This is a genomic window from Lentzea sp. NPDC042327 (assembly GCF_040647275.1).
Lineage (GTDB): Bacteria > Actinomycetota > Actinomycetes > Mycobacteriales > Pseudonocardiaceae > Lentzea.
In genome coordinates this window covers 658,443-682,269 of record NZ_JBEZBX010000001.1, presented here as the reverse complement: position 1 = coordinate 682,269, position 23,827 = coordinate 658,443, and the positions used below count along the sequence as shown (strand labels likewise).

Genomic DNA, 23,827 nt, shown 5'->3' with positions numbered 1-23,827 from the left:
CGCGCAGACCAAAGCCGACCGGGCTCAGCCCAGCCGCATGATCGTCTCCTCCACCTCCTCACGCCGCCCGGTGGCGTACTCGACGTCGGTCCCCACCACCTCGAAGCCCACCTTCTCCAGCACCCGCCTCGACCCGGCGTTGTCGCTCGCCGCCCGCCCGTACACCGGCCGGACGGGCACGAGCTCCAGCAGCAGCGTTAACGCACGGCTGGCCACGCCCTGCCCCCAGAGGCTGCGGTCGATCCAGTACGTGACCTCGGTGTCGCCCTCCAGCACGAAACTCGCGACGGTGCCCGCGAACCGGCCGTCGGCCAGCACGGCGCGGTTCGTGACGTCGGGGCGCGCCAGGATGCGCTGCCAGTGCGCGTCGAAGGCCGCGCGGTCGTCCGGGTCGTCGGCGACGAAAGCGGCCATGCGCACCGACTCGGGATCGCGCATCAGCTCGAACAGCGCGTCCAGGTCGGACTCTTCGATCTCTCGCAACGTGACGTGGGGCATGGGATGACCGTAGCGACGAGCACCGACGAAAAACTCACGGCACGACCAGCACCGGCCAGTGGCCCGTGCGGATCAGCCTGGTCGCCACCGAGCCCGCGAAGCGGTGTCCCGCCTGCTGCGAGGCGCCGACCACCACCATGTCCGCCTGGCAGCGGTCGGCGCAGTCGCGCAGGGTGGTGAACGGGTCGCCGAAGGTCTTCACGAACGTCACCGGCACGTCCAGCTCCTCGGCGGCCGCCCGCACCTGGCCGCGCAGTTCGGCGTACAGGCCGGCCGTGGCCTCGTGTTCGAACACCGATGCCGCGCCAGGGCTCAGCGAGGCCAGCGTCGAGTGGCAGGCGACGAACGTGACGACCAGGCGGGCGCACTGGCGGCGGGCCGAGCCGAAGGCGAAGGCGGCGGCCCGCATGGCCGTGTCGGAGCCGTCCACGCCGACGAGGATGGTCCGCGCGGACGGCACCGGGCGGGGGCCGAAGTCGTCCTTGGTGGCTTCGAAGGTGTTGAGCGAACGGTCCACGATGTCACCTCACGACAGCGGTGTCGGCGTCCTTCTTCTCGAGGTCGATGGTCGTGCGCAAGGTGATCGGCTTCAGCAGCAGCGCCGCGACCACACCGACCACGGCCACGGCCGCGGAGATCAGGAAGATGTGGGCGGTCGCGTCGCCGTACACGGTGTGCACGACGGTCTGCACCTGCGGCGGCAGCGCCTGCAGGTTCAGGGCGCTGGTCTCGCCGGTCGACTGGCCCGCGGGCACGTGCAGCGCGGCGGACAGGTCGGCGGTGACCCGGTTGGCCAGCACGGCGCCCAGCACGGACACGCCGATCGTGCCGCCCAGCGAGCGGAAGAACGTGACCGTGGCGCTCGCGGCGCCCAGCTCCCGCAGCGGTACGGTGTTCTGCACCGCCAGCACGAGGTTCTGCATGGTCATGCCGACACCGATGCCGACCACGGCCATCGCGGTGCCGACGATCCACAGCGCGGTCGCGTGGTCGACGAACCCGAGGCCCAGGAAGCCGAGCACCAGGATGACCGTGCCGGACACGATGTACGGCTTGACCTTGCCGGATCGGCTGATCATGCGGCCGGAGACGGTCGAGGAGACGAGCACGCCCGCCATCATCGGAATGGTCAGCAGGCCGGCCTCCGTGGGGGAGTAGCCGCGGCCGATCTGGAAGTACTGGCCGAGGAACACCGCGCCGCCGAACATCGCCATGCCGACCGCGAGGCTCGCGATGATCGCCAGCGCCGGGGTGCGCTGGGTGACGATGTGCAGCGGCACCACGGGTTCGGGCACGCGCAGCTCCACGGCCACGGCGGCACCGAGCAGCACCAGCCCGCCGCCCACCATCGCCGCGGTCTGCCAGGACAGCCAGTCGAACGAGTTGCCGACGAACGACACCCAGATCAGCAGCACGCTGACACCGGCGGCGATCAGGGCGGCGCCGAGGTAGTCGATCTTCACGTTCTGCCTGCGCACGGTCTCCAGCTTCAGCGTGGCCTGCAGCACGACGAACGCGAGCGCGGCGATCGGCACGGCCACCCAGAAGCACCAGCGCCAGCCCAGCCACGACACGTCCACGATCAGGCCGCCGAGCAGCGGGCCGCCGACCGTGGCGACCGCCATGACCGCGCCGAGGTAGCCGTTGTACCGGCCGCGCTCGCGGGGCGGGATGATCGCGGCGATCACGACCTGGACCAGCGCCTGCAGACCGCCGACGCCGAGGCCCTGGAACGCGCGGGCGGCGATCAGCTGACCGGTGTCCTGTGCGAAGCCGGACAGCAGCGACCCGATCACGAAGATCACGATCGCGGCCTGGACCAGCGTCTTCTTGTTGAACAGGTCAGCGAGCTTGCCCCAGACCGGGGTCGTGGCCGTCGCGGTGAGCAGGGTGGCGGTGACCACCCACGTGTACTGGGTCTGCGTGCCGTTCAGCGAGCCGATGATCCGCGGCAGCGCGGTGGACACCACCGTGGAGCTGACCATGGCCACGAACAGCGCGAGCAGCAGTCCGGACAACGACTCGAGCACCTGCCGGTGCCCCATCGCGCCGCTCTCTTGCGTCTTCACCCCGAGTCCCTTCGTCCCCTCAATTCTTGCGCGTCGTGCAAATTTGCACAATGGGCAACTTACTCCACGGCTAGTCTGGGTGCATGGAGACCCTCACCACGCTCCGCGCGCAGAAGAAGGCGGTGACGAGGCGGTCGCTGGCCGCGGCGGCGTTGCGGCTGGCCATGGAGCGCGGTCTGGACGGTGTGACGGTCGAGGACATCGCGGACGCGGCGGGGGTCTCCCGGCGCACCTTCTCGAACTACTTCGCCGGCAAGGAAGACGCCGTCCTGGAGGCCGAGCGCGAACGGACCAGGGCACTGGTCGCCCTGGTCGCGGCACGGCCGGCGGAGGAGGAGCCGTGGCCGGCCCTGCGCGCGGCGACGGCCCGGCTGTACGCCACGTGGCCCGTGCCCGACCTGGAGTGGATGGCCCAGCTGCGGATGCTGCGCAGGCACCCGTCGCTGCTCGCGCGGCAGGTGGGCGACCAGGTGGCGGTCGAACGGGACCTGACGGAGGTGCTGGTGGCGCGCGGCCCCGACCCGGAGCTGGCGCGGCTGACGGCGGCGACGTTCTTCGCGGTCCTGCGCACCGGCGTCGCGCTGTGGCTGGAGGGCGCGGACGAACCGCTGCCCGACCTGGTGGACCGGCTGCTCGGTCGGTGCGGGATCAGCTGCTGAGCGGGAGGCCGCAGGCCGGAACGGCAGCGCTGGACGGGCCCGAACCGGCGCTGCCGTGCCTGCCGGTCATCTGGATGGCGAAGACCCGCATTCGACTGAACCGCCGGTGGGACGGACGGGACAGGGGGCGATCCCGTCCGTCCCACCGGCGGTCACGGCATCAGTCGAGGTCCAGTTCGTACAGCTCGCTCAGAGAAGTGGCCCATGCGCCGGCGTCGCCGCCGTTGCCGCCGTGGCCGGTGTCGCCGCCGTTCGTGACGCTCGTGTTGACCGCGTCGCCGGTGTCACCGGTGGTGGTGTTGCCGGAGTGGCCGGAGCTCACGTCGGCGATGCAGTTCGCCTTGTGGCACATCACGATCGCGCTGTTGTCGCCGGTGTCACCGGAGTCACCGGAGTGCCCGGAGTTGCCCGAGACGGCGATGTTCTGGCTCTCGGCGTCGCCGCCCTCACCGGACGGGGCGCCGTGACCGCCCACGGCAACCGCGGTGGCGTCCGAGTCGTTCGCCGAGCCGTGGTCGTCGTCCTCCGACCCGGTCGCGGTCGCGCTCTCCGCGATGGCCCCGGCGTCGCCGCCGTTGCCGCCGTTGCCCGTGTCGCCGCCGTTGGTGGCGCTGAGGTTCACGGCGTCGCCGGTGTCACCGCTGCCGGTGTCGCCCGAGTCGCCGGAGGACACGTCCGCCGCGCAGTCGGCCTGCACGCACATGATGATCGCGCTGTTGTCGCCGGTGTCACCGGAGTCGCCGGAGTCACCGGAGTGACCGGAGAGGGCGATGTTCTGGCTCTCGGCGTCGCCGCCCTCACCGGACGGGGCGCCGTGACCGCCCACGGCGAGCGCGGTGGCGTCCGAGTCGGCCTGGCCGGTGTGGTGGTGACCGTGGCCGTGCGGGTGGTGCCCGTCCTCGTCCTCGGCGTCCTCGTCGTCCTCAGCGGCCACAGTGGACGGTGAAGCGTGGTGCAGCAGCATCTCCCCGGCCAGCGGGTGTGCGCCGCCGCCGAACCAGTACGGGTGGAACGCGGCGACGTCCGCGGAGGCGGGCCCGCTCGCGAGCACGAGCCCACCGGCCACGGCGGCGGCCAGCAGACCGCCCTTGAGTTTCTTGCGCATTGTCTTCCTTCCTTGACGACAACTGCCTTGGAACGTGATGTCGTTTCGGATGTGCGGGACACAGCATGGGAACCACGTCCGCGCAGAGCCCTCCTCTCGACGGAGCACCGTGACTCCCGGGGTGGGAATAACCGTGCCGGAGGGCGGAAAACATGCTGGTCAAGCGATAGCTGAACGGGCGACACGCGCTGATCGTGCGTTGATGTACCGGCCACCTGAAGGGGTGTTAGACCTCGTGCGGGGTAACTGGATCGGCTGACCGCGTCACCAGCCGTCCTCGTCGTTGCGCTCGCCGGGTGCGTGCACCCGCCACCGCACGCTGGTGACCGACGGCTCCAGCGACAGGCGGCTGACCGCCGACTCCATCTGCTTGTCGTCGCGCTGTTCGGCGCTCAACGCCGCCCGCACCTCGACCAGGCCGTCGCGGCCGGCGTTGGTGCTCTCGATCGACTGCAGCGCGAAGTCGGTGCGCGACAGGGCCTGCACGAGCAGCGTGCGCACGTGGGCCTCGTCGTCGTCCCTCGTGACCGCGAGGAAGGTGTAGGTGGCCGGTGTCTCCTCACCGGTGTCCGGGCGCCGGTCCAGCACCCGGCCGAGCGGGCGGAACACCAGGTGGACGGCGACCACGGCAACGGTTCCGGCCACCGCCATGAGGTGCAGGCCGGCACCCGCGAGCGCTCCGACCGCGGCCGAGCACCAGAGCGTGGCGGCGGTGTTCAGTCCGCGCACGGTGAGGCCCTCGCGCAGGATGACACCGCCGCCGAGGAACCCGATGCCGGACACGATCTGCGCGGCGACCCTGGTGGGGTCGGCGGTGCCGCCGGTGAAGCCGTGCGCGGACAGCAGCACGAACAACGTCGCACCGGCGGCGACGAGCGCATTGGTGCGCAGCCCGGCCATGCGGGCGCGGTACTGGCGCTCGATGCCGATCAGCGCACCCAGCCCCACACCCGTGCCCAGGCGCAGCAGCATTTCCGCGGTGGTCATCGTGCGGCCTTCCTCCGGTCGCGGCCAAGGCCACCGGAGTATCCGATGTGGACGCTCCACGCGGCCACCCCTCCTGCCCGATGCGCCACCAAGGGATGATCTTGAACGCCGCCGGGAACTTTCCGGCGGCCCGCGGGTCCCGTGCGGTGGGACCGCTACCGGTGCAGCGCCGGCAACGCCTCCGCGAGCTGTCGCAGGGCTTCCGGCTCGGACGCGGCGAGGACGTGCAGCACCTCTGTCCAGTTCGGAGCGGTGAGCAGGGCGGCGAGCTCGCGGCGGGACGGGGGAGCGGGCACGTCCGGGGTGCCGGTCAACGCGTGCCGCAGGACATCGAGCGCGGCGGGCACACCGTTACGAGGATGCCAACCGCCGCAGGACCTCCGCCAGGGTGTCCGGGCTCGTCGCGAAGTTCAGCCGCACGAACGCCGAGGTGTCCACGCCGGTGCCCGCGCTGAACTCCGCGCCCTCGCTGAGCTTCACCCCCGGCGCGGCCGTGCCCTCGAACCACGCCAGGTAGGTGGCCTCCGGCGGGTGGTAGCGCCGGTCGGGCCCCAGCCACGCGGTCACGGTGTCCCGGTTGCGCCGCAACGTCTCCAGCAGCTCCGCGAGCCACGGGTCGCCGTCCTGCCACGCCGCCACGGTGGCCGCCCGCCCCAGCGTGTTCGGCGTGCCGAAGTAGTCGAGCGGTGCCGCGTCGAGCGCCCTGCGCAGGGCCGGAACGCCGATGTGCGCCACCGCGCAGCGCAGGGCGGCGATGTTGAACGCCTTGGTGGCCGACGTGGCGGTCACCGTGCGCCGGGCCGTCTCCGCGCTCAGCGACGCGAACGGGAGGTGCCGGTGGCCGGGGTGGGTGAGGTCGGCGTGGATCTCGTCGGACAGCACGACGAGGTCCAGTTCCTCTGCCAGTGCGGCGATCCCGATCAGCTCCGCGCGGGTGAAGACCCGGCCGGTCGGGTTCTGCGGGTTGACGAGCACGAGCAACCGGCACCCCGTCCCGCGCAGCACCTCCGCGTCGAACCGCCACCCGTCCCCGGTGTGCCGCAGGGGGATCGGCACGACCCGGCGACCGGCGCGCCGGATGCTCGCGAGGAACGGCGGGTACGTCGGCACGTGCAGCGCGACGCCGTCACCGGGTGCGGTGGTGTGCTCGATGACGACCTGCAGCACCTGGATGAGGTCGCTGAACACCCTGGTGTGGCCCGCCGACGGCGTCCAGCCGTAGCGCGTGTGCATCCGCTGTTCGAACGCCGCGACCACCGGGTCGCCGGTGGGCCAGTGCGGGTAGCCGAAGTCCTCGCGCTCGACCTCGTGCCACAGCCGGGCCTTCACCGCGGGCGGGAGGCCGAAGTCCATGTCCGCGACCCACGCGCCGATCGTGCCCGTGGGCAGTGAACCCCACTTCACGCCCGAACCCGACCGCAGCCGGGACTCGTCGATCCGGTCGAAGCTCACGCGGTGCCCCGTTCGACAACGGCCCGCAGCATGTCCACGTGACCGCGGTGCTGGGCGAGCTCCTCGTACACGTGCAGCAGGGCGGCGCCCTGGTCGAGCGGGAGGCCGGGGCCGAGGAAGTTCGAGTCGGGCTCGGCCTTCAGCGGCGCGCGGAAGTCGGCCTGCCGCACAGCGCGTTCCAGCGCGGCCTTCGTGCGGCCGACGCGGGCGAGCAGCGGCTCGACCGGTCCGGTGGCGACGAACTCGGAGTCGCGGTCGCGGTGCGCCGGTCGGCCGGTGACGAGCTCACCCGCCCAGTAGTCGACCACGCCGCAGCAGTGCGTGAGCAGGGCGTACGGGCTGCTCACGCCGGGAATGGGCGTGCGGTTCGCGCGCTCGGCTCCGAGGTCGCGCACGGTCGCGGCCATGTCGTCGAGGGCCTGGCCGGTGAAGTGGAGGTACTGCTCGACAGTGATCATCAGTTCGCGTCACCTTCTCAGATGGTGACGCGAACGTTGCCGGGCACCCGCGTCACCTGTCAAGATGGTGACGTGAGTTTCGCGTTCGTCAGCGGCAACCTGGCACTGGACTTCCTGGGCACCCTGAAGTGGCGCGGCGGCGACGACGAGGAGCTGCTGACCGGCCCGCGGGACGTGGGTGCGTGGGCGGTGGCGGCCGGGCTGGTCACGGAGCAGCCGGAGGTGACCGCGGCCCAGCTCACCGCGCTCGTCGACCTGCGGGAGTCGGTGTACCGGCTGGTCAGGGCCACGCTCGCGGGCAGCGGCCGGCCGGAGGACGACCTGCTGCGGGTGAACTCCTACGCGGACGCCCCGGCGCCGTCGTTCACGCTGACGGAAACCGGGGTGCGCAGGCACGGCACCGCGCGTGCGGTGGGCGGCGAGATCGCGCGTGCGGCAGCGGCCCTGCTGGAGCGCGCGGACGAGCTGGTGATCAGGGAGTGCGGGCGCGCCGAGTGCACGCGGATCTTCATCGACCGCTCGCGCACCGGCAACCGGCGCTGGTGCGACATGGAGGAGTGCGGCAACCGGATCAAGGCGGCCCAGTACCGCGCCCGCCGCAGGAGCGGCTAGGACTCCAGCTGCCGGTACTGCTCCCGGTCCATGTCGTAGACCTCCAGCGTCACCTGCGTGGGCAGGCCCTCCACCGGCTTGAGGTGCTCACTGGCGAGCCCGACGACCGTGCGGCCGACCTCCTGCTTCAGCTCGGCCGGACGGCCGGAGAGCAGGCCGACCCGGACGTGGACCATCGCGGCCGGCGCACCCTCGCCGATCACCGACTCCTCGATCTGCCGGAACCGCGTCTTGAACGCGGCCACCTCGGAGGAGACCAGCGGTGACACGGCCCGGTGCAGTGCGAGGGCGAACCCGCGGCGGTCGAACGCGCCGGCCAGTTCGGCGGAGTACTCGACGGTGATCTGTGGCATGAGGTCAACCTACTGGGTGCTCAGGTGAGCTCGGCCGAGTCGGTGAGCTGCAGCTTGCGCCGTGCCCGCTGGTAGAACGTGGTCATCCCCAGCCGCACCACCTTCGCGGCGGCGGGCCGCCCGCGCAACGACACCCGCTCACCCGGCTCGACGTAGCCCGCGACCTGCCCGTCCACCTCGACGGCCAGCCGCCCGCTCGACGGCAGCAGGTCGAGGTCCACCTCGTCGGCCACCGACAGCACCACCCCGCGGCTGTAGGCCGAGTGCGGCGCGGCCGGCGTGACCAGCAACGCCTCCACCGACGGGCTGGTGATCGGGCCACCGGCCGAGAAGCTGTACGCGGTCGACCCGGTCGGCGTCGCGACGATCACCGCGTCCGCCGCGTAGCTCACGAACGGCTGCCGCGCGACCCGCACCGCCACCCGCGCACTGCCCTGACCGGGCGTGCGCACGACCGCGACGTCGTTGAACGCGGTCACCTCCTGATCGCCGAACGTCGCGTCGACCGCCAGCCGCGGCTCGACGGTGAACTCGTGCGCGTCGATGGCCGACAGAGCAGCGGGCAGGTCCGGCACGTCGACCTCGGCGAGGAACCCGAGCTTGCCCAGGTTCACGCCCAGCACCGGCGCCTTCTCCCCGTCGGCCAGCCGCATCGCGCGCAGCATCGTGCCGTCACCGCCCAGGCTCACCACCAGGTCGGCCCGCCGCCCCAGCTCCACCGCCGACACCGGGGTGGCGGCGCAGCGCAGGCGTTGGATCTCGTCGTCGATGCCGAGGATCTCGACACCGCGGTTGGCCGCCCAGCCGAGCACGGCCTCGACCGCGGCGGCGGAGTCACGGCGCGGGTGCAGCACCAGTCCTGCGGCGTGCACGTCAGCGGGTCCTCACGTCTTGGGTCACGGACGCCAGTCTGCCCTCGTCCGGCGGGAAGCGTGCGGTACGGGGGACGTACCGGGCCTCCCGCCACGGCCGGCACCCCGTTCGGGGAAGGTCACGATCCGCAGAGCGGGGTGTGCCCGACGCCGGGGAAGTGCCGGTCGTGCTCCTGCGGTGACAACGGTGGTGACGCGGTGGCGCAGACCCGTTGCGCGGCATGCTCTTCGTCGGCCTCCCAGGTCCGGACGGTGTGGTCGCCGCTCGCGCTGAGCACCGTGTGCGCGTCCGGGTGGGCCAGCCCGTACACCCGTTCGGTGTGCCCGCTGAGCACCGCGAACGGGGTGTGGTCGGACAGGCGCCACAACCGCACGTCGTGGTCGGCGCTCGCACTGGCCAACGTCGTGCCGTCCGGGGAGAACGCGACGGCGTGGACGGTGTCGGTGTGCCCGGTCAGCTCCGCCGTGCGGGCGCCGGTCGCCGCGTCCCAGACGCGGACGGCGAAGTCGGTGGTCCCGGTGGCGATCCGGGTGCCGTCGGGGCTGAACGCGACCGACTTCACCACGTGCCCCTGGCCGGGCAGGTGGGTCGTGACCCGGTGGGTGTCCACGTCCCAGATCCGCACGCCGAAGTCGCCGCCGCCGCTCGCGAGCCTGCGGCTGTCCGGGCTGAACGCCAGTGCCTGCACCGACTCCGCGTGCCCGGTCAGGGTGCCCAGGGACGTGCCGGTGGCGGTGTCCCACAGCACGATCGTGCGGTCGGTGCTGCCGGTGGCGAGCACCTTGCCGTCCGGGCTGACGGCCATGGCGTTCACCGCGTCGGTGTGCCCGGTCAGCGGCGGCAGCGGTTGTGGCTGCCGGGGATCGCCGATGTCCCAGCGGTGCACGCGCTGGTCGGCGCTCGCGGCGTAGAGGGTGCGGCGGTCGGCGGAGAACGCCACCGAGTTCACCGCGCCGGCCGGTCCGGTGAGCACCGCGGCCGTCCGGCCGTTCGCCAGCAGCCGGACCGTGCGGTCGTAGCCGCCGGAGGCGACGAGGGGGCCGGAGGAGGCCACCGAGTACACCGAGTCGTTGTGGCTCAACGGCAACGGCAGGTCCCACAGCCGGACGGTGTGGTCGTCGCTCGCGGTCACCAGCGTGCCGCCCGCGACCACCGTGCCGACGACCGCGGCGGTGTGGCCGGTCAGCACCAGCGGGTCACCGGGGTGGTCGAGGTCCCAGACGCGGGCCGTGCGGTCGACGCCGGTGCTCACCAGCCGGGAGCCCTCGAAGGCCAGCCCGCGCACGGCGTCCGTGTGCCCGGTCAGCACGCGCGGCTCGCCGCCCTCGACCGGCCAGACCCGGACCACCCGGTCCTGGCCCGCCGTGGCGACCAGGGCGCCGTCCCGGCTGACCGCGACCGCCTGGACCGCGCCGGTGTGCCCGGTCAACGGCCGTGCCCGGCGGGTGCCGAGGTCCCAGAGCAGCGCCGAGCCGTCCCACGACCCCGTCACGAGGTGCCGGTCGCCCAGGTCGAGCGCCACCACCGGTGCCGGGTGCGGGAGAACGGCGACCTCGCGGGGTGAGCGCAGGTCCGTGAGGTCCCACAACCGCACGGAGTTGTCCGATCCGGCGGTCGCGAGCAGGCGGTCGTCACGGCTGAACGCGACGGCGTTGACCGGCCCGGTGTGACCGGTCAGCGTCGCGAGAACGGCGCCGGAGCTGGTCTCCCACAAGCGTGCCGTGCGGTCCCAACCGGCCGTGGCGAGCACGTTGCCCGTGGAGTTGAACGCGACGTGCGGGACGTTGTCGGTGTGGGCGGTCAGCGTGCGCACCTCACGGGGGTGGTGCGGGTCGGCGATGTCGGTGAGCCGCACCGTGCGGTCGTGGCTCGCACTGGCCAGCAGGTGCCGCGCCGGGCTGTGGGCGACCGCGTTGACGGCGTCGGTGTGGCCGGTCAGCAGGGTGGCGTAGGACGGGGTGAACGAGCCCAGCAACGCGCTGCGCGCCTCGACGGTGGGGGACAGGCGGAACGCGGCCAGCGCGAGCTGGGCGGCGAGCGCGGGGTCGGTGCCGCGCAGGCGGTGCACGTCCTGGGCGACCTTCTGCGAAAGCGCGTTGTTGCGTTGCCGGGTGGCCTCGGAACCCGCGTCGACCGCCGTGACGGCACCGATGGCCGTGGCCACGAGCAGCACCGACAGCAGCGCGGTGAGCAGGCCGAGCCGGCGCCGGTCGGAGCGGGCCTTCGCGAGCTCCGCGGACTCGGCGGCCAGGCTCGCGGTGAGGAAGTCGCGTTCACGGGCGGTCAGCGGGTGCGGCGGCTCGTCGAGCCACGACCGGAACGCCGCGAGCCGCGCACCCCGCACCAGCGCGCCGGGGTCGCGGTCGAGCGACTCCCAGACACCGGCGGACTCGGTGAGGTCGCGGTGGGCGCGCAGGCCGTCGCGGTCGGCGGTGAGCCACTCGCGCAGCCGGGGCCAGCAGCGGATCAGCGCCTCGTGGGTGAGCTCCACCCGGTCGTGGTCCACCGTGACCAGCCGCTGCGCGGTGAACGCCTCCAGCACCAGCCGCGTGTCCGGTTCGTCGTCCAGCTCGGCGCGGGCGACCCGGCGCCGGGTGTCCTCGGTGCCGTCGCCGACCGCGGTGAGCCGGAGGAACAACGACCGCGCGCGCTCCCGCTGTGCCCCGGTCAGCTCGCCGAACACCGACTCCGCCGTCCTGGACAGCGCGCCCTCGAACCCGCCGGCGGCCTGGAACCCCTGCAACGTCAGCGTGTTGCCCTTGCGGCGGTGCCACGTCTCCAGCAGCGCGTGCGACAGCAGCGGCAGCGCGCCCGCGTGGCCGGTCCCGTTCGCGACCAGCTCGGCGACCAGCGCGGTCTCGACGGCGCACCCGACGCCGCGGGCGGGCTGGACGATCGCGGCGCGCAGCTCGTCGGTGCTCATCGGCCCGACGGTGACCTGGCCGGACCCCATCGCCTCGACCAGCACCGGGAAGTCGGCACAGTGGCCGTAGAAGTCGGCGCGCACCCCCAGCACGACCCGGTGAGCGGTGATCTTCTCGACGAACCGGCGCCGGGTCTCGCGGTCGGCGCAGAGGGTGAAGACCTCCTCGAACTGGTCGACCACCAGGACGGCGTTCTCACGTGCGTGTGCTCGGTACTCCTCCAGCGGCTGCGCACCGGGCGTGAACAGCACGGCGTTGCCCAGGCGCGGCAGCAGCCCGGCCCGCAGCAGCGACGACTTGCCCGCACCGGACGCCCCGACGACCACGACGACGCGCTGCTCCTCCGTGCGTTCGACCAGCTGCTCGACGAGCCGGTCGCGGCCGAAGAACCGGTCGGCGTCCTCCGCCTGGAAGGCCGCGAGCCCCGCGTACGGCGCGCTCCGGTCGTCGACGTCGGCGGGCCGCTGGCCTGCGGACGTCTCCTGCCAGCGCTGCCGCCACTCGTCCTCGTCACCGCCGCACGCCCGCACGTACGCCAGCGCGACCTGCAGCGTCGGCAGCTTGCGCCCGGCCGCGGCCTGCGACAACGCCGCCTCCGAGTAGTGCGTGCGCGCACTCAGCTCGCGGTAGGTCGGGCTCCCCGCCCGCTCCCGCAACGCCCTCAGCTCGCGCGCGAACGCGAGCACCGCGCCGTCGCCCGCGTCGAGCGGTCGTTCCCTGCGTGGCATCCCCGAATCCCCCTGCCCTCGCGTACCGAGCAAGGTAGCGGGCGCCGCTCAGCCGCAGAACCGGATGATCATCGCCGTCAGCCGGTCGCTCCTCGCGGGTTGGCGCTCGTGCCCTCGGTGCCGAGCAGGACGACGACGGACGTGGAGTCGAGCCCGAGGTCCCCGTGTGGTGCCGCCCGCAGCCCGGCAAGCGGGGCGGCACCACACGGTCCGGAGTGGACGTTGCGCGCGTGCAGATCCGCTGCTGCCTTGGTGCATTCGGCGTCGGAGACGGTGACGGCGGCGTCCAGGCCGTTGCGCAGGAACGGCCACGCGGTGGTCGACGGCGTCCCGCAGTTCAGCCCGGCCATGACGGTGTCGCTCGTGCCGATGGTGACCGGTTCGCCGGCGATGAGGCTGGCCGTGACGCACGCGGCGGTCTCCGGTTCCACGGCGAGGACGCAGGGCGCGGCCGTCGTGCTGCGGTAGTGCGTGATCACGGCCTGCGCGAGCGACCCCACCCCGACCGGCACCACGACCAGGTCCGGTGCCCGCCCGAGCTGCTCGTCGACCTCGGCGCACAGCGTGGCGTACCCCTCGACGACCCACGTCGGCACCTCCTCGTAACCGGGCCACCCCACGTCCTGCACCAGAACCCCGTCGGCCTCCGCGGCCGCACGGACCGCGTCGCCGTACGACCCGCGCACGACCGTGACCCGCGCACCCTCGCCGGCGATCGCCCGCACCACCTGCGGGTGCACGGCCTCCGGCACGAACACGTGCGCCGCCCGCCCCCGCAGCCGAGCCATCCGCGCCACCGCCCGCCCGTGGTTGCCCTCGGTGGCGGCGACGAGAGTGACCGGCGCGGTGACCCGTTCGAGGAGGCGGTGCACGGCCCACGACGCCCCGAGCGCCTTGAACGCGGGCAGCCCCAGCCGGTCCGACTCGTCCTTCACCAGCAACCGCCCGACCCCGAGCTCCGCCGCGAGGTCCGGCAGCTCGACGAGCGGCGTCGGCGCGTAACCCGGCAGCCCCGCGTGGAAGGCGCGCACCTCGCGCGGCGCCGGTGCACACCGCCACTGCCGGGCACCCGGCCGCGTGAACCACATCATGGTGCCCAGCCTGGGGCCTGGCCGAGCCGTCGGTCCAGCGCGCGTTCGCGACGCCTGCTCGTCAGGTTCGCCCACCGGTTCTCCACTAGGCTGGACCGCGGTGGGAGGAGGCGCCGTGACCGATGACGAGCTGGTCGTCGAGTTCGCCCTGACCCGCCTCGACCACCCCGGCCTCGACCTGGAGGAGGTCGCCGCGCTCGTGGTCCGCCGCGTGGGACCCGACCGGATGGTGGAGTTCGCCGGCCAGACCCTGGCCCACCGCGACGAGCTGCGCGGGGCGGTGTTCCCGGCTGCTGTGGAGCACGTGCTGCGGGTGGTGCTGACGTTGCGCGGTCCTCGGGACTAGCACCGGGGCGGTCGCCGTTCGTGATGCCGCGGCGCAGGTGCTGTAACACGCGGGGCGAATCGTCGATGATCTTTCGTGGCGACTCGTGCGTGGCCGGTCGGGCCTCGACCCGACCAGGAAGAGGAGCGGTCCGTGCCTGAAGACCGGCTCGCGTGGAGCCGTGCCGACGGTGCCGCTGCGGAGCAGCTGTGGGAGACGCTGAACGACAGCGCCAAAGCCCTCTTCTCGGAGTTGATGACAGAGCCGGGGAGGAAGTTCAGCGGTGACGAGCTGAGCCGACTGCTCGACCTGCCCAAGGGCAAGAGCAGTGTGGCGGGCGTCCTCGGCACGGCAGGCAAGCGCTGCTACCAGCTCGGCCGCGCGTTGGTGTGGTGTTGGGGGTATCCCGGTGGCAAGACCGCCCACTACTGGATGACCGAAGAGGTCGCCGCTCTCTTCAAGCGGACGAGTGCGCGCTGACCCGCGCTGAGGGCGGGCATCAGGTCAGAGCAGGACGCCGTTCCAGCGCCGTCAATCGCACCGTCGCCGGCGCCTCCTCACCGCCCGGCGCGCGCAGCTCCCGTGCGATCGTCAGCGACTCCCGGCCCCGCCCGACCTGGCTCAGCAGCGCCGAACAGGTCTTGAGCGCGCACCGCAGGTCGGCCGCCACCGCCGGTGAGGTCCGGCCGAGGTCGCGGTAGATGCGGACGGCGGCCTCGGCGGCGCGGACGGCGTCGTCCAGTTCGAGGCTGGAGTGCATGCGGACCCAGGCGAAGGCGTGCAGTGCCGCGGCGACCTGGGGGGTGCGGCCGGTGCCGATGCCGGCGACGGCCCAGCGGGTTGCCTTGAGGGCCTGGTCGCGGCGGCCGTACTCGGCGAGGCGGGTGCCGAGCGAGGCCAGGCACGTCGCGAAGTCGGCGCGGTGGGCGTGGTCGAGGTCGGCCAGGCGCTGGTAGGAGTCGGCGGCCTGCTCGGCCGCGGTGAGGGCCTCCGCCTGCTTGCCGAGGTCGGCGTGGCGGGCGCTGAGGTTGCCCAGCGACCGGGCGAGCAGGGCCTCCATCGTCACCAGCGCGGCGGCGGACGGGGTGAGGTGGTCCGACCAGCGCGGGTGCACGGCGCACACGGCGGCGGTGAGGCGGTGGGCGATGGCCGAGCGGGCCGCGAGGTTGTCGGTGGACTGCATGAAACCGGGGCGCGGGAAGTTGAAGATCTCGTCCACCCGCCGTTGCAGGTCGCTGTCGGACGACGCGCGCGGGGTGCCGGGCAGCGCGATGCCGAGCTGCGTCAGCACGGAGTTGAGGCGCAGCTCGTGGGCGTGCAGGTGGACCTCGAACACGCTCGACCTGATCACCACGGCCTTGCGGGTCGCGGCCAGCGCGCCGACCTGCTCACCGGCGCGGGCCAGGTGCACGCCGTGGTTGTGCAGGGACGTGGCCAGCTCGGCGTCGTAGACCGCCGGGTTCACGGTCGCGAGCGTGCGGTGCAGGTCGACGGCCTGCGCGCTCCACTCCCGCCCCTCGGGCGCGCGGCCCAGCTCCAGGCAGATCGCGGCCAGCTCCCGCAACGACAGCGCGAGACCGGGCTCGAACAGCGCCGGGTTCGTGATCGCCAGCCGGCGGCGGATCGCGACGGCCTGCTCGGTGGCCCGCAGCGCCTCCTCCCAGCCGCCGAGGTGGGAGCAGTGCAGGCCGAAGTTGTGCAGCGCGCCCGCGAGGTCCGGGTCGAACACGGCCGGGTTGACCGCGGCGAGCCTGCGGTGCAGGTCGACCGAGTGCCGGGCCGCCTCCAGCGCCTCGTGCCGGCGGCCCACGCCCGCGAGGTGCATGCCGAGGTTGTTCAGCGCCACCGCGAGCAGCGGTTCCTGCGGCTGGCGCAGGCGGCGCAGGATCGCCACGCACGTGCGGGTCGCGCCGAGCGCCTGGCCGCGCAGGCCCAGCGCCGACAGGTCCATCGCGAGGTTGTTCAACGACGACGCGAGCTCCGCCGACGCCGGTGTGAGCCGCTGGCGCAGCTCCACCGCGCGGGCCGTGGCGTCCAGCGCCCGCTGGCCGAGTCCCGCGCCGGACAGGTGCGTGCCCAGGTGGTGCAGCGCCTCGGCCAGCACGAGCGGGTACCTGTCCGGCTGCCGCTGCGCCAGGCCCTCGTAGATCTGCACCGCGGGCTCGCTCGCCTTCACCGCCTCGTCGAACGCGCCCGCGTTGGCCAGCCTGCGGGCGAGCACCATCAGCAGCCGTGCGCGTTCGGCGGGGTGGTGGGTCTGCTCCAGCCGGTGCTCGGTCAGCCGCTGGGTCAGCCGGGCTGCGGGGAAGTCCAGGTCCACGTGCCGTTCCGGCAGCTGCGGCTCGATCGCGGCCAGCAGGTCCGTCCCCGCTGTGTCGACGACCGCCATCAACGCGCTGCCACCCGCGGCGATCACGCGGCACGGGTCCTCGCGCACCACCGCGTCGAGGTGCTCGCCGACGTGCGGCCACCGCTTGCCCGTCTCGGCGAGGACCGTGATCACCTGGCTGAGCGCGCCCGTCGTCAGCAGCGCGCGCACCATGTCCCGGCAGCGCGGATCGGTCTTCAGGCCCCGTGCGACGAGGTCCTCGCCCAACCGGTCGGGTGCGAGCGGGGCCAGCACGGTGCCGTCGTCGGCGGGCGGGTAGCAGGCCTGGTGGTCGTCGAGCAGTCGGTCGGCCTCCTCCCGCGACCGCGCGAGCCCGGTGACCCGCAGCGCCAGGCAGCCCTCGCGGTAGGACATCGGGCCGGTCAGCGTCGCGAGGAACACCACCCGCCCCAGCACGTCCGTGCTCGCCCCGACGCTGCCACCGGCCCGCATCCCGGCCCAGTGGTCGGTCTCCCGGTCGAGCAGGTAGCAGGCGAGCGCGCCGGGGTGACCGGGCGGCACCCGGTTGCGGTCGCACGCGTCCACGGCGGCGAGCGCGGCCATGAGGATCGTCAGCACGGACTGGTAGGCGGGGTCGGCCAACGACCCCGCGGGCGTCGCGTCCCGCGCGTCCGTGCCCAGCACGGTGCTGAAGCTGTCCCGCGCGGAGTCGAACACCGCCTGCCGCGCGTCCACGTCGGCGGCGAGGTCGGTCAGCCGTTCCGACTCGGCCGCCACACCGCGCTTGAGCAGCGGGTAGCGCAGCAGGTCCCACCACCGCGCGCCCGAGCGGGCGAGCAGCAGCACCCTGGTGGGACCGGCGTGGTGGATCAGCCGGTCCTCGAACAACGCCAGCAGATCGGCACGCGGCCACCTTTCCGCGTAGTCCACTATGACGAGAATTCCCGTGTTCGGCTCGGTGACCGTGAGCTGTTCGGCGAAGGCCTCCGAAGAATCGCCGCCGTGGTGCGCGACCAGCACCGAGTAGCCCGCCCACATCGATTCCGCCGCGAATTCCGTGGCCAGTCTGGTCTTGCCCTGGCCGCCCGGACCGTGCACGAGCATCGCGCTGATCCGGCCCTCGCCGCGCCGCCACTCGTCGAGCCGGGCGAGCTCGTTCTCCCGGCCGGTGAAGGGCACGACCTGGTTGCCGGCGAGCAGCAGTTGGCTGGGCTGTCTGCGCAGCTCAGCGGGGTCCGGTGGGACGGGGCTGGTGAACGGGCGCAGGTCGTAGCGGCGTCTGCGGGAATGGATGTTGACGTTTCCACCAATGTGCCCGACCTGCACGACCGGACCGGTCGCGAGCCCGGTGAAGTCGTTGCGCACGTCGGATTCGAGACCGTCTCGTCTCCGGTTTTCGTGGGCCCGCATCCGTTCCGCTCCTGAACGCCCTGGGGAAAGCGGAAAGCGTAGCGGCACGAGCAAGTCCGTGATCGCCTGGCCAGCATTTGTCCACTTTTCCGGGGAGTTCGCCGAATCAATTGATCTTGGCAAGACCGAACACGTTCGGTGCGGACGGCGTCGCGGCCACGACCCTCGGCGGTGACGGGCCTGGAGATGCTCACGCACGGGCTGTTCGCCGACGACAGGTTCCTGCGGGCGTTCACGGAGGTCCGGAGTGGACACCGCTGAGCACGTGGCGCCGGCACGCGAACCAGTATCCGGAGTCGCATGTGGATCGGGTGGCCGCGGGAGCGGGCTCGACGAGGACTCAAGCGGGCCTCCACCAGGAACGAGCCGATGTTGTCGGTCCCCCCGAGTAACGTCTGGCCCATGAACGCTGGGGACCGGATTCAGGAGCTCGCCGCCCGCCTCTTCGAGCTGCGCGACGCGTACTACCAGGGCGCGCCACTGGTGGCCGACGCCGAGTACGACGCACTGGAGGACGAGTTCCGGGCGCTGCTCACCGAGCACCCCGAGCTGACGCCGGAGGACAACCCGCTCGACTCGGTGGGGGCGCCCACCGTGCTGCACGCCCCGGTGCGGCACTCGCGGCCGATGCTGTCGCTGGAGAAGGCGAACCGGCCCGAGCAGGTCGAGGCGTTCTTCGGGCGGTTCCCCGGCCAGCAGGTGGTGGTGATGCCGAAGCTCGACGGGCTGTCGCTGGCGCTGGTGTACGAGAACGGCAGGCTGGCGCGCGCGGTCACGCGGGGCGACGGCACGACGGGCGACGACGTCACGTACCTGACGCGCGCGCTGACCGACGGCGTGCCCGACCGGGTGGACGCGCCGGGGCGGGTCGAGGTGCGCGGCGAGTGCGTGATGCTGCGGTCCACCTTCGACGCTTACAACAGGAAGAACCCGGACAAGCCGCTGATCAACCCGCGCAACGCGGCGGCGGGCACGTTGCGCGCCAAGGACCCCAAGGCGGTCGAGGGCCGGCGCATGCAGTTCTTCGCGTTCGACCTGACGACCGAGCCGGAGAGCGCGGACTCCGACCTGGACGCCGGTCTGCGCAAGCTCGGCTTCAGCGTTGCCGAGATGCGGCACTGCGGCACCGCGGCGGAGGCGCAGGAGGTCATCGCTTCGATCGAGGAGCAGCGCAACTCCCTCGACTACGACCTCGACGGCGCCGTGCTGCGCCTGGCCGACCGCGACGCGTTCGCCGCCGCCGGCACCCGGTCCAGCTCACCGCGCGGCGCGATCGCCTACAAGTTCGCCGCCGAGGAGAAGACGACGGTGCTCGCCGACGTGGTGTGGGACGTCGGCAAGACCGGCAAGATCGCCCCCGTCGCGTGGCTGGAGCCGGTGTTCGTGGGCGGCACGACCGTGACCCGCGCGACCCTGGCCAACCAGGAGGTCATCCGCGCCCGCAACATCAAGATCGGTGACACGGTCCTGATCCGCCGCGCCGGCGACGTGATCCCGTTCGTGGCGGGCGTGCTCGACGCCTCGAAGCGCACCGGCGAGGAGCGCGAGATCGTGCCCCCGACCGAGTGCCCCTCGTGCGCGCAGCCGCTGACCGAGCAGGGCAACAGCCGGGAACTGTTCTGCACCAACGCCGCCTGCCCCGCGCAGACCGTGCGCCGCCTCATCCACTGGTCCTCCCGCGCGGCGGCGGACATCGACGCCATCGGCCAGGTGTGGATCGAACGCCTCGCCGAGACCGGCGACCTGGTGAACCCGTCCGACTTCTACACCCTCACCAAGGAACGCCTGCTGGAGTTCGACCGCGTCGGCGAGGTCTCCGCGACCCGCATGATCGAGTCGATCGACCGCAGTCGCGCCGTCGGCCTGCGCCGCGCCCTCATCGGCCTCGCCATCCCGATGGCCTCCGAGGGCACCGCCGCCCGCCTGTGCCGCGCCGGCTTCGGCTCCCTCGAAGAGGTGGCCGACGCGGGCGTCGAGGCCCTGGTCGCCGTCGACGACATCGGCGCGAAGGTCGCCGAGTCCCTCATCCACCACCTCACCCGCCTGCGCCCCGAGATCGAACGCCTCCGCGCCCGCGGCGTGAACCTCGACGTCCGCGACGAGGACCTCCCACCCGTGGTCGCCGCCGGCGCCCCGCTCGAAGGCAAGTCCGTCGTCATCACCGGCTCCATCAGCGACCCCCGCTCCGGCGAGAAGGTCGCCCGCCCCACCTTCCAGCGCATGTGCGAGAAAGCCGGCGCCACCGCCGCCTCCTCGGTCTCGGCGACCACGGACATGCTCATCACGGGCGCGGACGTCGGCGCGAGCAAGCTGACCAAGGCGGAGAAGCTCGGCGTCGAGGTGGTGGACCAGGGCGAGATCTGGTCGAAGCTGATCGCGGCGGGCATCGCCTGACCGGCGCCCGCCTCCGGTGCCGCCTCCGCGGCGGCCGCCCTCACCCACAGCGTCGTCATCTGCCCTGCCGCGTCTCCACGCGCAACCGCTTGCCCTGCAACGGCGAGCGGCACCCGTTGTGGCAACGGGCTGAAGTCGGCGAGCAGGGTCCGCGTCACGGGCGCTGCGGCGTGACGAGGCCCGACTCGTAGGCGAGGACCACGAGCTGGGCGCGGTCGCGGGCGTGCAGCTTGGTCATGGCGCGGTTGACGTGGGTCTTGGCGGTGAGCGGGCTGATCACCATGCGGGCGGCGACCTCGTCGTTCGACAGGCCCTGGGCCACGAGCACGACGGCTTCCTGTTCGCGGTTGGTCAGCTCGCTCAGGCCGTGCCGGTTGAGCTGCGGCTGGCTCACGTACCGGTCGATGAGCCTGCGGGTGATCGACGGCGCGAGCAGGGCGTCGCCGCGGGCCGCCACCCGCACCGAGTGCAGGAAGTCCTCCGGGTGCACGTCCTTGACGAGGAACCCGGCCGCGCCCGCCCGCAACGCCTCGAACACGTACTCGTCCAGGCCGTAGTTGGTGAGGATGACGACGTGCACGCCCGCCAGCGCCGGGTCGGCGGCGATCCGGCGGGTGGCCTCGATGCCGTCGACCTCGGGCATCTGGACGTCGACGAGCGCGATGTCCGGCAGGTGGGCACGGGCCTGCTCGACGCACTCGGCGCCGTTCGCCGCCTCCGCCACGACCGCGATGTCGTCCTCGGCCTGCAGCAGCGCGCGGAACCCGCTGCGGATCAACGGCTGGTCGTCGGCCAGCAGCACCCGGATCACGGCTGTGCCACCGGCAGCTCGGCGTGGACGCGGAAGCCGCCCCCGGTGCGCGGCGCGGCGTCCAGGCGCCCGCCGAGCGCGGTGACCCGTTCGCGCATCCCCCGCAGGCCGACACCGGGAGTGCCGTTCGGGGTGGCGGTGCCGTCGTCGTCGACCCGGATGACGAGCGCGTCCTCGCGGTGGTCGATGTGGACGCTGGCGGACGCGGCCCGCGCGTGCCGCGCGATGTTGGTGAGCGACTCCTGCACGATCCGGTACGCGGTCCGGTCGACGGCCGCGGGGAGGTCCGCGCGGTCGCCCTCGATCGTGAGCCGGGCGTCGAGGCCGGTGGTCCGCGCGCGGTCGACGAGGTCGGGCACGTCGCCCAGGCCGTGGTACTCGGTGTCGTCGCGCAGGGCCTCCAGCGTGGCGCGGAGCTCCCTGGTCGCCTCGCGGCTGGCGTCGCGGATGGCGATGAGCGCGTCCGGAACGTCCTCCCGCCGCTTCCGCGCGAGGTGGACGGCGACCTCGGCCTGCAGCTTGATCACCGAGATCTGGTGGGTGAGCGAGTCGTGCAGCTCGCGGGCGATGTGGAGGCGTTCCTCGTTCGCCCGGCGCAGCGCGGTCTCCTCGCGGGTGCGCTCGGCCTCGTCCGCCCTCCTCTCCGCCTGCCGCAACGCTTCTCCCGCCGCCGCGGCCGCGACGAGCCAGGCGATCTGGAGCACGTCCCGGCTCTGCGTGAACGCCTCGGCGGTGGTCAGGTCGCGCGGCGACAGCACGACGGCGAGCGGCAGCGCGGCCAGCATCAGCACCGACCCGGCGACCGTGACGACGTGGTGACCGGCGCGCATCGCGGCGTAGACGGCGAACAGGAACGCGATCACCGGCACGTCGAACCCGGCGGCCTGGTAGCCGAGCGCGGTGAGCCCGGTGGCGGCGAGGACGGCACGCGGGTGGCTGCGCCGCGCGACCAACGCCAGTCCGCTCGCCGCCAGCAGTGCGAAACCGAGCGGTTCGAGCGTCGTGACCGGCCGGGAGGCACCGGCGACCACGAGGCTCGCCGCCACCCCGGCCGCGATCGCCCAGTCCGTCCACCGCCTGCTCATGCGTGCACCCTAACCGGATGTTCACGCTGGTAGATCCTGCACGGGGAGGACCTTCCGGCTACCGCGGACGCAGTAGACGGGTGTCTGTGCGCGCACGACGACGCGGACGGTCTGCGCGGCCACGCTGGGGCCATCCGTTGAAAGGGGAAAGTCGTGGTTCTCGCACAGATCGCCGACACGTACGGGATGACGGCGGGCCGCACGTGGTCGCTCGTCGGTGCCGCACTCGGCCTGGCCGGGCTGGTGCTCGCGTTCGCCGGGCGCCGGTTCGCGGTGGTCGCTCTCGCCGCGGGTGCCGCCGGCGCGGTGGCCGGGGTGCTGGTGGTGGCGTTCGCGAAGGGCGGTCCCGGTACCGGCCACGGCATCGTCGGCGGCTACGTGTCACTGGTCGTGGGCCTGGCCGCGGTGGTCACCGCCGTGCTCAGGCGTAGAGGCGCTCGGGCTGCTGGACCGTCCGCCGGGTGATGAGCCCCGCCGCACCCCGCACGACCGCGAACTCGCCGAGCGGCGACGCGACCAGCCGCGTGTGCCGCTCACCGCCCGCCAGCACCCGGTTGTCCATTTCGGACCGGATCGCGGCGCTCAAGTGGTCGTGCAGGACGGCATAGCTGCCGCCGAGCACGACGGTCGGCACGTCGAAGAGGTTCATCAACGTCGCCAGCCCCACTCCGAGCGCCCGTCCGGCCTCGCTGACGGCGTGCCGTGCGCGTTCATCGGTCTTCAGGGCTTCCGTGAGCTCGTCGAGGTGCTTGCGTCCCGCATCCCGCAGCATGACGTCAAGCCCCGCATACCGTTCCACGCACCCACGGCTGCCACACGTGCACTGCACACCATCGCGCTCGATGACCACGTGCCCGAGCTCGCCGGCGAACCCGCTCACCCCGCGGTACACCTCGCCGCCGAGCACCACCCCAGCGCCGATGCCGACGTCCGCCGAGACGTGCACGAAGTCCTCGCCCGCCAGGTGCTTCGGCCACAGGTGGGCGAGGGCGGCGAGGTTGGCCTCGTTGTCGAGCTCGACGTCCAGCCCGAGCCGCGCGGTCAGGTGCGCGGTGAGGTCGTGGCCGACGAGGTGCGGCAGGTTCGGCGCACGGACGACCGTTCCGTTGTGGACCACGCCGGGCACCGCGAGCCCGACACCGAGGACGGTTCTCGTGGTCTTCGCACTCTCGACGAGGTCGGCGACGCGGGCGAGCACCTGCTCGGCGGTGGCGTGCCGGTTGTCGGCGGGCACCCGGTGCCGGTGCACGGTCTCGCCGTCGAGCCCCAGCACCTCGACGGCGAGGTGCTCGACGTTGACCTCCACGCCGATCGAGACCGGCCCCTCCGGGTGGAACCGGAGCGGCTTCGACGGCCGTCCGACCCCGGTCAGGGTCGCGGGCTCCTCGACCAGGACACCGTTGGCCAGCAACGGTTCGGTCAGGTTCGACAGGGTCGCCTTGGTGAGACCGGTGCGGGCGGCCAGTTCGGCGCGCGAGCCGGGTTTGTCGACCAGGGCGAGCAGGACTGTGCGCAGGTTGCCGAGGCGTACCTGCCGCAGGTGGTCGACGGTGGTCATCGCCATCAGTATCGCCGTGCGGGGGCGGAGGGGTGCGCGTGGATGCCGGTTGGTGGGCCGACGCGGGTGGGCGGGGGAGCGGCGAGTCGCGTGGTGGTGGCACATG

General features: G+C 72.9%; 22 protein-coding genes. 6 read left to right on the top strand and 16 right to left on the bottom strand.

Annotation, left to right across the window (positions count from 1 at the left end; translation table 11 throughout):
* Positions 1-24: 24 nt before the first annotated feature.
* From AB0A63_RS02840 to AB0A63_RS02830, 3 genes are read right to left on the bottom strand one after another with little or no spacing between them, the layout of a single operon-like run.
* A complete protein-coding gene (locus AB0A63_RS02840; protein ID WP_360384592.1) occupies positions 25-498 on the bottom strand; it encodes a GNAT family N-acetyltransferase in 474 nt (157 codons plus the stop codon).
* Positions 499-532: 34 nt separating this feature from the next.
* Positions 533-1,015 (bottom strand): universal stress protein, encoded by a 483-nt coding sequence (locus AB0A63_RS02835; protein ID WP_360384590.1) that lies wholly within the window; start codon positions 1,013-1,015, stop codon positions 533-535.
* Between the two features lie 4 nt (positions 1,016-1,019).
* Positions 1,020-2,543, bottom strand: coding sequence for an MDR family MFS transporter (locus AB0A63_RS02830; RefSeq protein WP_360384984.1), 1,524 nt, complete (start codon positions 2,541-2,543; stop codon positions 1,020-1,022).
* A 107-nt stretch (positions 2,544-2,650) separates the two neighbouring features.
* Here AB0A63_RS02830 and AB0A63_RS02825 point away from each other — a divergent pair, with 107 nt between their 5' ends.
* Entirely contained in the window at positions 2,651-3,226 is a 576-nt protein-coding gene (locus AB0A63_RS02825; protein ID WP_360384588.1) for a TetR/AcrR family transcriptional regulator, read from the top strand.
* A gap of 160 nt (positions 3,227-3,386) precedes the next feature.
* Here AB0A63_RS02825 and AB0A63_RS02820 read toward each other — a convergent pair whose 3' ends face one another.
* From AB0A63_RS02820 to AB0A63_RS02800, 5 genes are all read right to left on the bottom strand, one after another.
* On the bottom strand, positions 3,387-4,331 hold the full coding sequence (locus AB0A63_RS02820; RefSeq protein WP_360384586.1) for a hypothetical protein: 945 nt from the start codon (positions 4,329-4,331) through the stop codon (positions 3,387-3,389).
* A 264-nt stretch (positions 4,332-4,595) separates the two neighbouring features.
* Complete coding sequence (locus tag AB0A63_RS02815; RefSeq protein ID WP_360384584.1) at positions 4,596-5,318, bottom strand: MgtC/SapB family protein; 723 nt, start codon at positions 5,316-5,318, stop codon at positions 4,596-4,598.
* A 155-nt stretch (positions 5,319-5,473) separates the two neighbouring features.
* Entirely contained in the window at positions 5,474-5,665 is a 192-nt protein-coding gene (locus AB0A63_RS02810) for a hypothetical protein (protein ID WP_360384582.1), read from the bottom strand.
* A 4-nt stretch (positions 5,666-5,669) separates the two neighbouring features.
* A complete protein-coding gene (locus tag AB0A63_RS02805) occupies positions 5,670-6,770 on the bottom strand; it encodes an aminotransferase class I/II-fold pyridoxal phosphate-dependent enzyme (RefSeq protein ID WP_360384580.1) in 1,101 nt (366 codons plus the stop codon).
* The gene (locus AB0A63_RS02800) at positions 6,767-7,228 is read right to left on the bottom strand and encodes a DUF664 domain-containing protein (RefSeq protein WP_360384578.1); all 462 of its coding nucleotides are present in this window, start codon (positions 7,226-7,228) and stop codon (positions 6,767-6,769) included. The genes AB0A63_RS02805 and AB0A63_RS02800 overlap by 4 nt, the downstream gene beginning before the upstream one ends.
* Positions 7,229-7,300: 72 nt before the next feature.
* Between AB0A63_RS02800 and AB0A63_RS02795 the strand changes: the two genes are divergently transcribed.
* On the top strand, positions 7,301-7,840 hold the full coding sequence (locus AB0A63_RS02795; protein WP_360384575.1) for an ABATE domain-containing protein: 540 nt from the start codon (positions 7,301-7,303) through the stop codon (positions 7,838-7,840).
* Here AB0A63_RS02795 and AB0A63_RS02790 read toward each other — a convergent pair.
* The 4 genes from AB0A63_RS02790 to AB0A63_RS02775 all read right to left on the bottom strand — a co-directional run bounded on the left by AB0A63_RS02790 (position 7,837) and on the right by AB0A63_RS02775 (position 13,809).
* A complete protein-coding gene (locus tag AB0A63_RS02790; RefSeq protein ID WP_360384573.1) occupies positions 7,837-8,193 on the bottom strand; it encodes a hypothetical protein in 357 nt (118 codons plus the stop codon). The genes AB0A63_RS02795 and AB0A63_RS02790 overlap by 4 nt on opposite strands.
* A 20-nt stretch (positions 8,194-8,213) precedes the next feature.
* A complete protein-coding gene (locus AB0A63_RS02785; protein ID WP_360384571.1) occupies positions 8,214-9,065 on the bottom strand; it encodes an NAD(+)/NADH kinase in 852 nt (283 codons plus the stop codon).
* A 119-nt stretch (positions 9,066-9,184) separates the two neighbouring features.
* Complete coding sequence (locus tag AB0A63_RS02780) at positions 9,185-12,718, bottom strand: helix-turn-helix domain-containing protein (protein ID WP_360384569.1); 3,534 nt, start codon at positions 12,716-12,718, stop codon at positions 9,185-9,187.
* A 77-nt stretch (positions 12,719-12,795) separates the two neighbouring features.
* Positions 12,796-13,809, bottom strand: coding sequence for a pyridoxal-phosphate dependent enzyme (locus AB0A63_RS02775; RefSeq protein WP_360384567.1), 1,014 nt, complete (start codon positions 13,807-13,809; stop codon positions 12,796-12,798).
* Positions 13,810-13,924: 115 nt separating this feature from the next.
* Between AB0A63_RS02775 and AB0A63_RS02770 the strand changes: the two genes are divergently transcribed.
* Together AB0A63_RS02770 and AB0A63_RS02765 are read left to right on the top strand one after the other, a co-directional pair.
* Complete coding sequence (locus tag AB0A63_RS02770) at positions 13,925-14,155, top strand: hypothetical protein (protein WP_360384565.1); 231 nt, start codon at positions 13,925-13,927, stop codon at positions 14,153-14,155.
* Between the two features lie 132 nt (positions 14,156-14,287).
* Entirely contained in the window at positions 14,288-14,614 is a 327-nt protein-coding gene (locus AB0A63_RS02765; protein ID WP_360384563.1) for a DUF6416 domain-containing protein, read from the top strand.
* A 19-nt stretch (positions 14,615-14,633) separates the two neighbouring features.
* Here AB0A63_RS02765 and AB0A63_RS02760 read toward each other — a convergent pair whose 3' ends face one another.
* The gene (locus AB0A63_RS02760) at positions 14,634-17,873 is read right to left on the bottom strand and encodes a tetratricopeptide repeat protein (protein WP_360384561.1); all 3,240 of its coding nucleotides are present in this window, start codon (positions 17,871-17,873) and stop codon (positions 14,634-14,636) included.
* Positions 17,874-18,275: 402 nt separating this feature from the next.
* Here AB0A63_RS02760 and ligA point away from each other — a divergent pair, with 402 nt between their 5' ends.
* Entirely contained in the window at positions 18,276-20,267 is a 1,992-nt protein-coding gene (gene ligA, locus AB0A63_RS02755) for an NAD-dependent DNA ligase LigA (RefSeq protein ID WP_360384559.1), read from the top strand.
* Positions 20,268-20,421: 154 nt separating this feature from the next.
* On the opposite strand, the gene AB0A63_RS02750 is transcribed toward ligA, so the two are convergent.
* Positions 20,422-21,078 (bottom strand): response regulator transcription factor, encoded by a 657-nt coding sequence (locus AB0A63_RS02750; protein ID WP_360384557.1) that lies wholly within the window; start codon positions 21,076-21,078, stop codon positions 20,422-20,424.
* Positions 21,075-22,163, bottom strand: coding sequence for a histidine kinase (locus tag AB0A63_RS02745; protein ID WP_360384555.1), 1,089 nt, complete (start codon positions 22,161-22,163; stop codon positions 21,075-21,077). Before AB0A63_RS02745 ends, AB0A63_RS02750 begins: the two co-directional genes overlap by 4 nt.
* 153 nt (positions 22,164-22,316) lie before the next feature.
* On the opposite strand from AB0A63_RS02745, the gene AB0A63_RS02740 reads away from it, so the two are divergent.
* Complete coding sequence (locus AB0A63_RS02740) at positions 22,317-22,628, top strand: DUF6223 family protein (protein WP_360384553.1); 312 nt, start codon at positions 22,317-22,319, stop codon at positions 22,626-22,628.
* On the opposite strand, the gene AB0A63_RS02735 is transcribed toward AB0A63_RS02740, so the two are convergent.
* Positions 22,585-23,721 (bottom strand): ROK family protein, encoded by a 1,137-nt coding sequence (locus AB0A63_RS02735; RefSeq protein WP_360384551.1) that lies wholly within the window; start codon positions 23,719-23,721, stop codon positions 22,585-22,587. The genes AB0A63_RS02740 and AB0A63_RS02735 overlap by 44 nt on opposite strands.
* Positions 23,722-23,827 lie beyond the last annotated feature (106 nt).

Bases quoted from the DNA above. Each gene is read 5' to 3' on its own strand.
- AB0A63_RS02790 (WP_360384573.1), bottom strand. From the start codon at position 8,193: ATGCCACAGATCACCGTCGAGTACTCCGCCGAACTGGCCGGCGCGTTC.
- AB0A63_RS02840 (WP_360384592.1), bottom strand. From the start codon at position 498: ATGCCCCACGTCACGTTGCGAGAGATCGAAGAGTCCGACCTGGACGCG.
- AB0A63_RS02830 (WP_360384984.1), bottom strand. From the start codon at position 2,543: ATGGGGCACCGGCAGGTGCTCGAGTCGTTGTCCGGACTGCTGCTCGCG.
- AB0A63_RS02760 (WP_360384561.1), bottom strand. From the start codon at position 17,873: ATGCGGGCCCACGAAAACCGGAGACGAGACGGTCTCGAATCCGACGTG.
- AB0A63_RS02745 (WP_360384555.1), bottom strand. From the start codon at position 22,163: ATGAGCAGGCGGTGGACGGACTGGGCGATCGCGGCCGGGGTGGCGGCG.
- AB0A63_RS02775 (WP_360384567.1), bottom strand. From the start codon at position 13,809: ATGATGTGGTTCACGCGGCCGGGTGCCCGGCAGTGGCGGTGTGCACCG.
- AB0A63_RS02780 (WP_360384569.1), bottom strand. From the start codon at position 12,718: ATGCCACGCAGGGAACGACCGCTCGACGCGGGCGACGGCGCGGTGCTC.
- AB0A63_RS02735 (WP_360384551.1), bottom strand. From the start codon at position 23,721: ATGACCACCGTCGACCACCTGCGGCAGGTACGCCTCGGCAACCTGCGC.
- AB0A63_RS02800 (WP_360384578.1), bottom strand. From the start codon at position 7,228: ATGATCACTGTCGAGCAGTACCTCCACTTCACCGGCCAGGCCCTCGAC.
- AB0A63_RS02815 (WP_360384584.1), bottom strand. From the start codon at position 5,318: ATGACCACCGCGGAAATGCTGCTGCGCCTGGGCACGGGTGTGGGGCTG.
- AB0A63_RS02825 (WP_360384588.1), top strand. From the start codon at position 2,651: ATGGAGACCCTCACCACGCTCCGCGCGCAGAAGAAGGCGGTGACGAGG.
- ligA (WP_360384559.1), top strand. From the start codon at position 18,276: ATGAACGCTGGGGACCGGATTCAGGAGCTCGCCGCCCGCCTCTTCGAG.
- AB0A63_RS02820 (WP_360384586.1), bottom strand. From the start codon at position 4,331: ATGCGCAAGAAACTCAAGGGCGGTCTGCTGGCCGCCGCCGTGGCCGGT.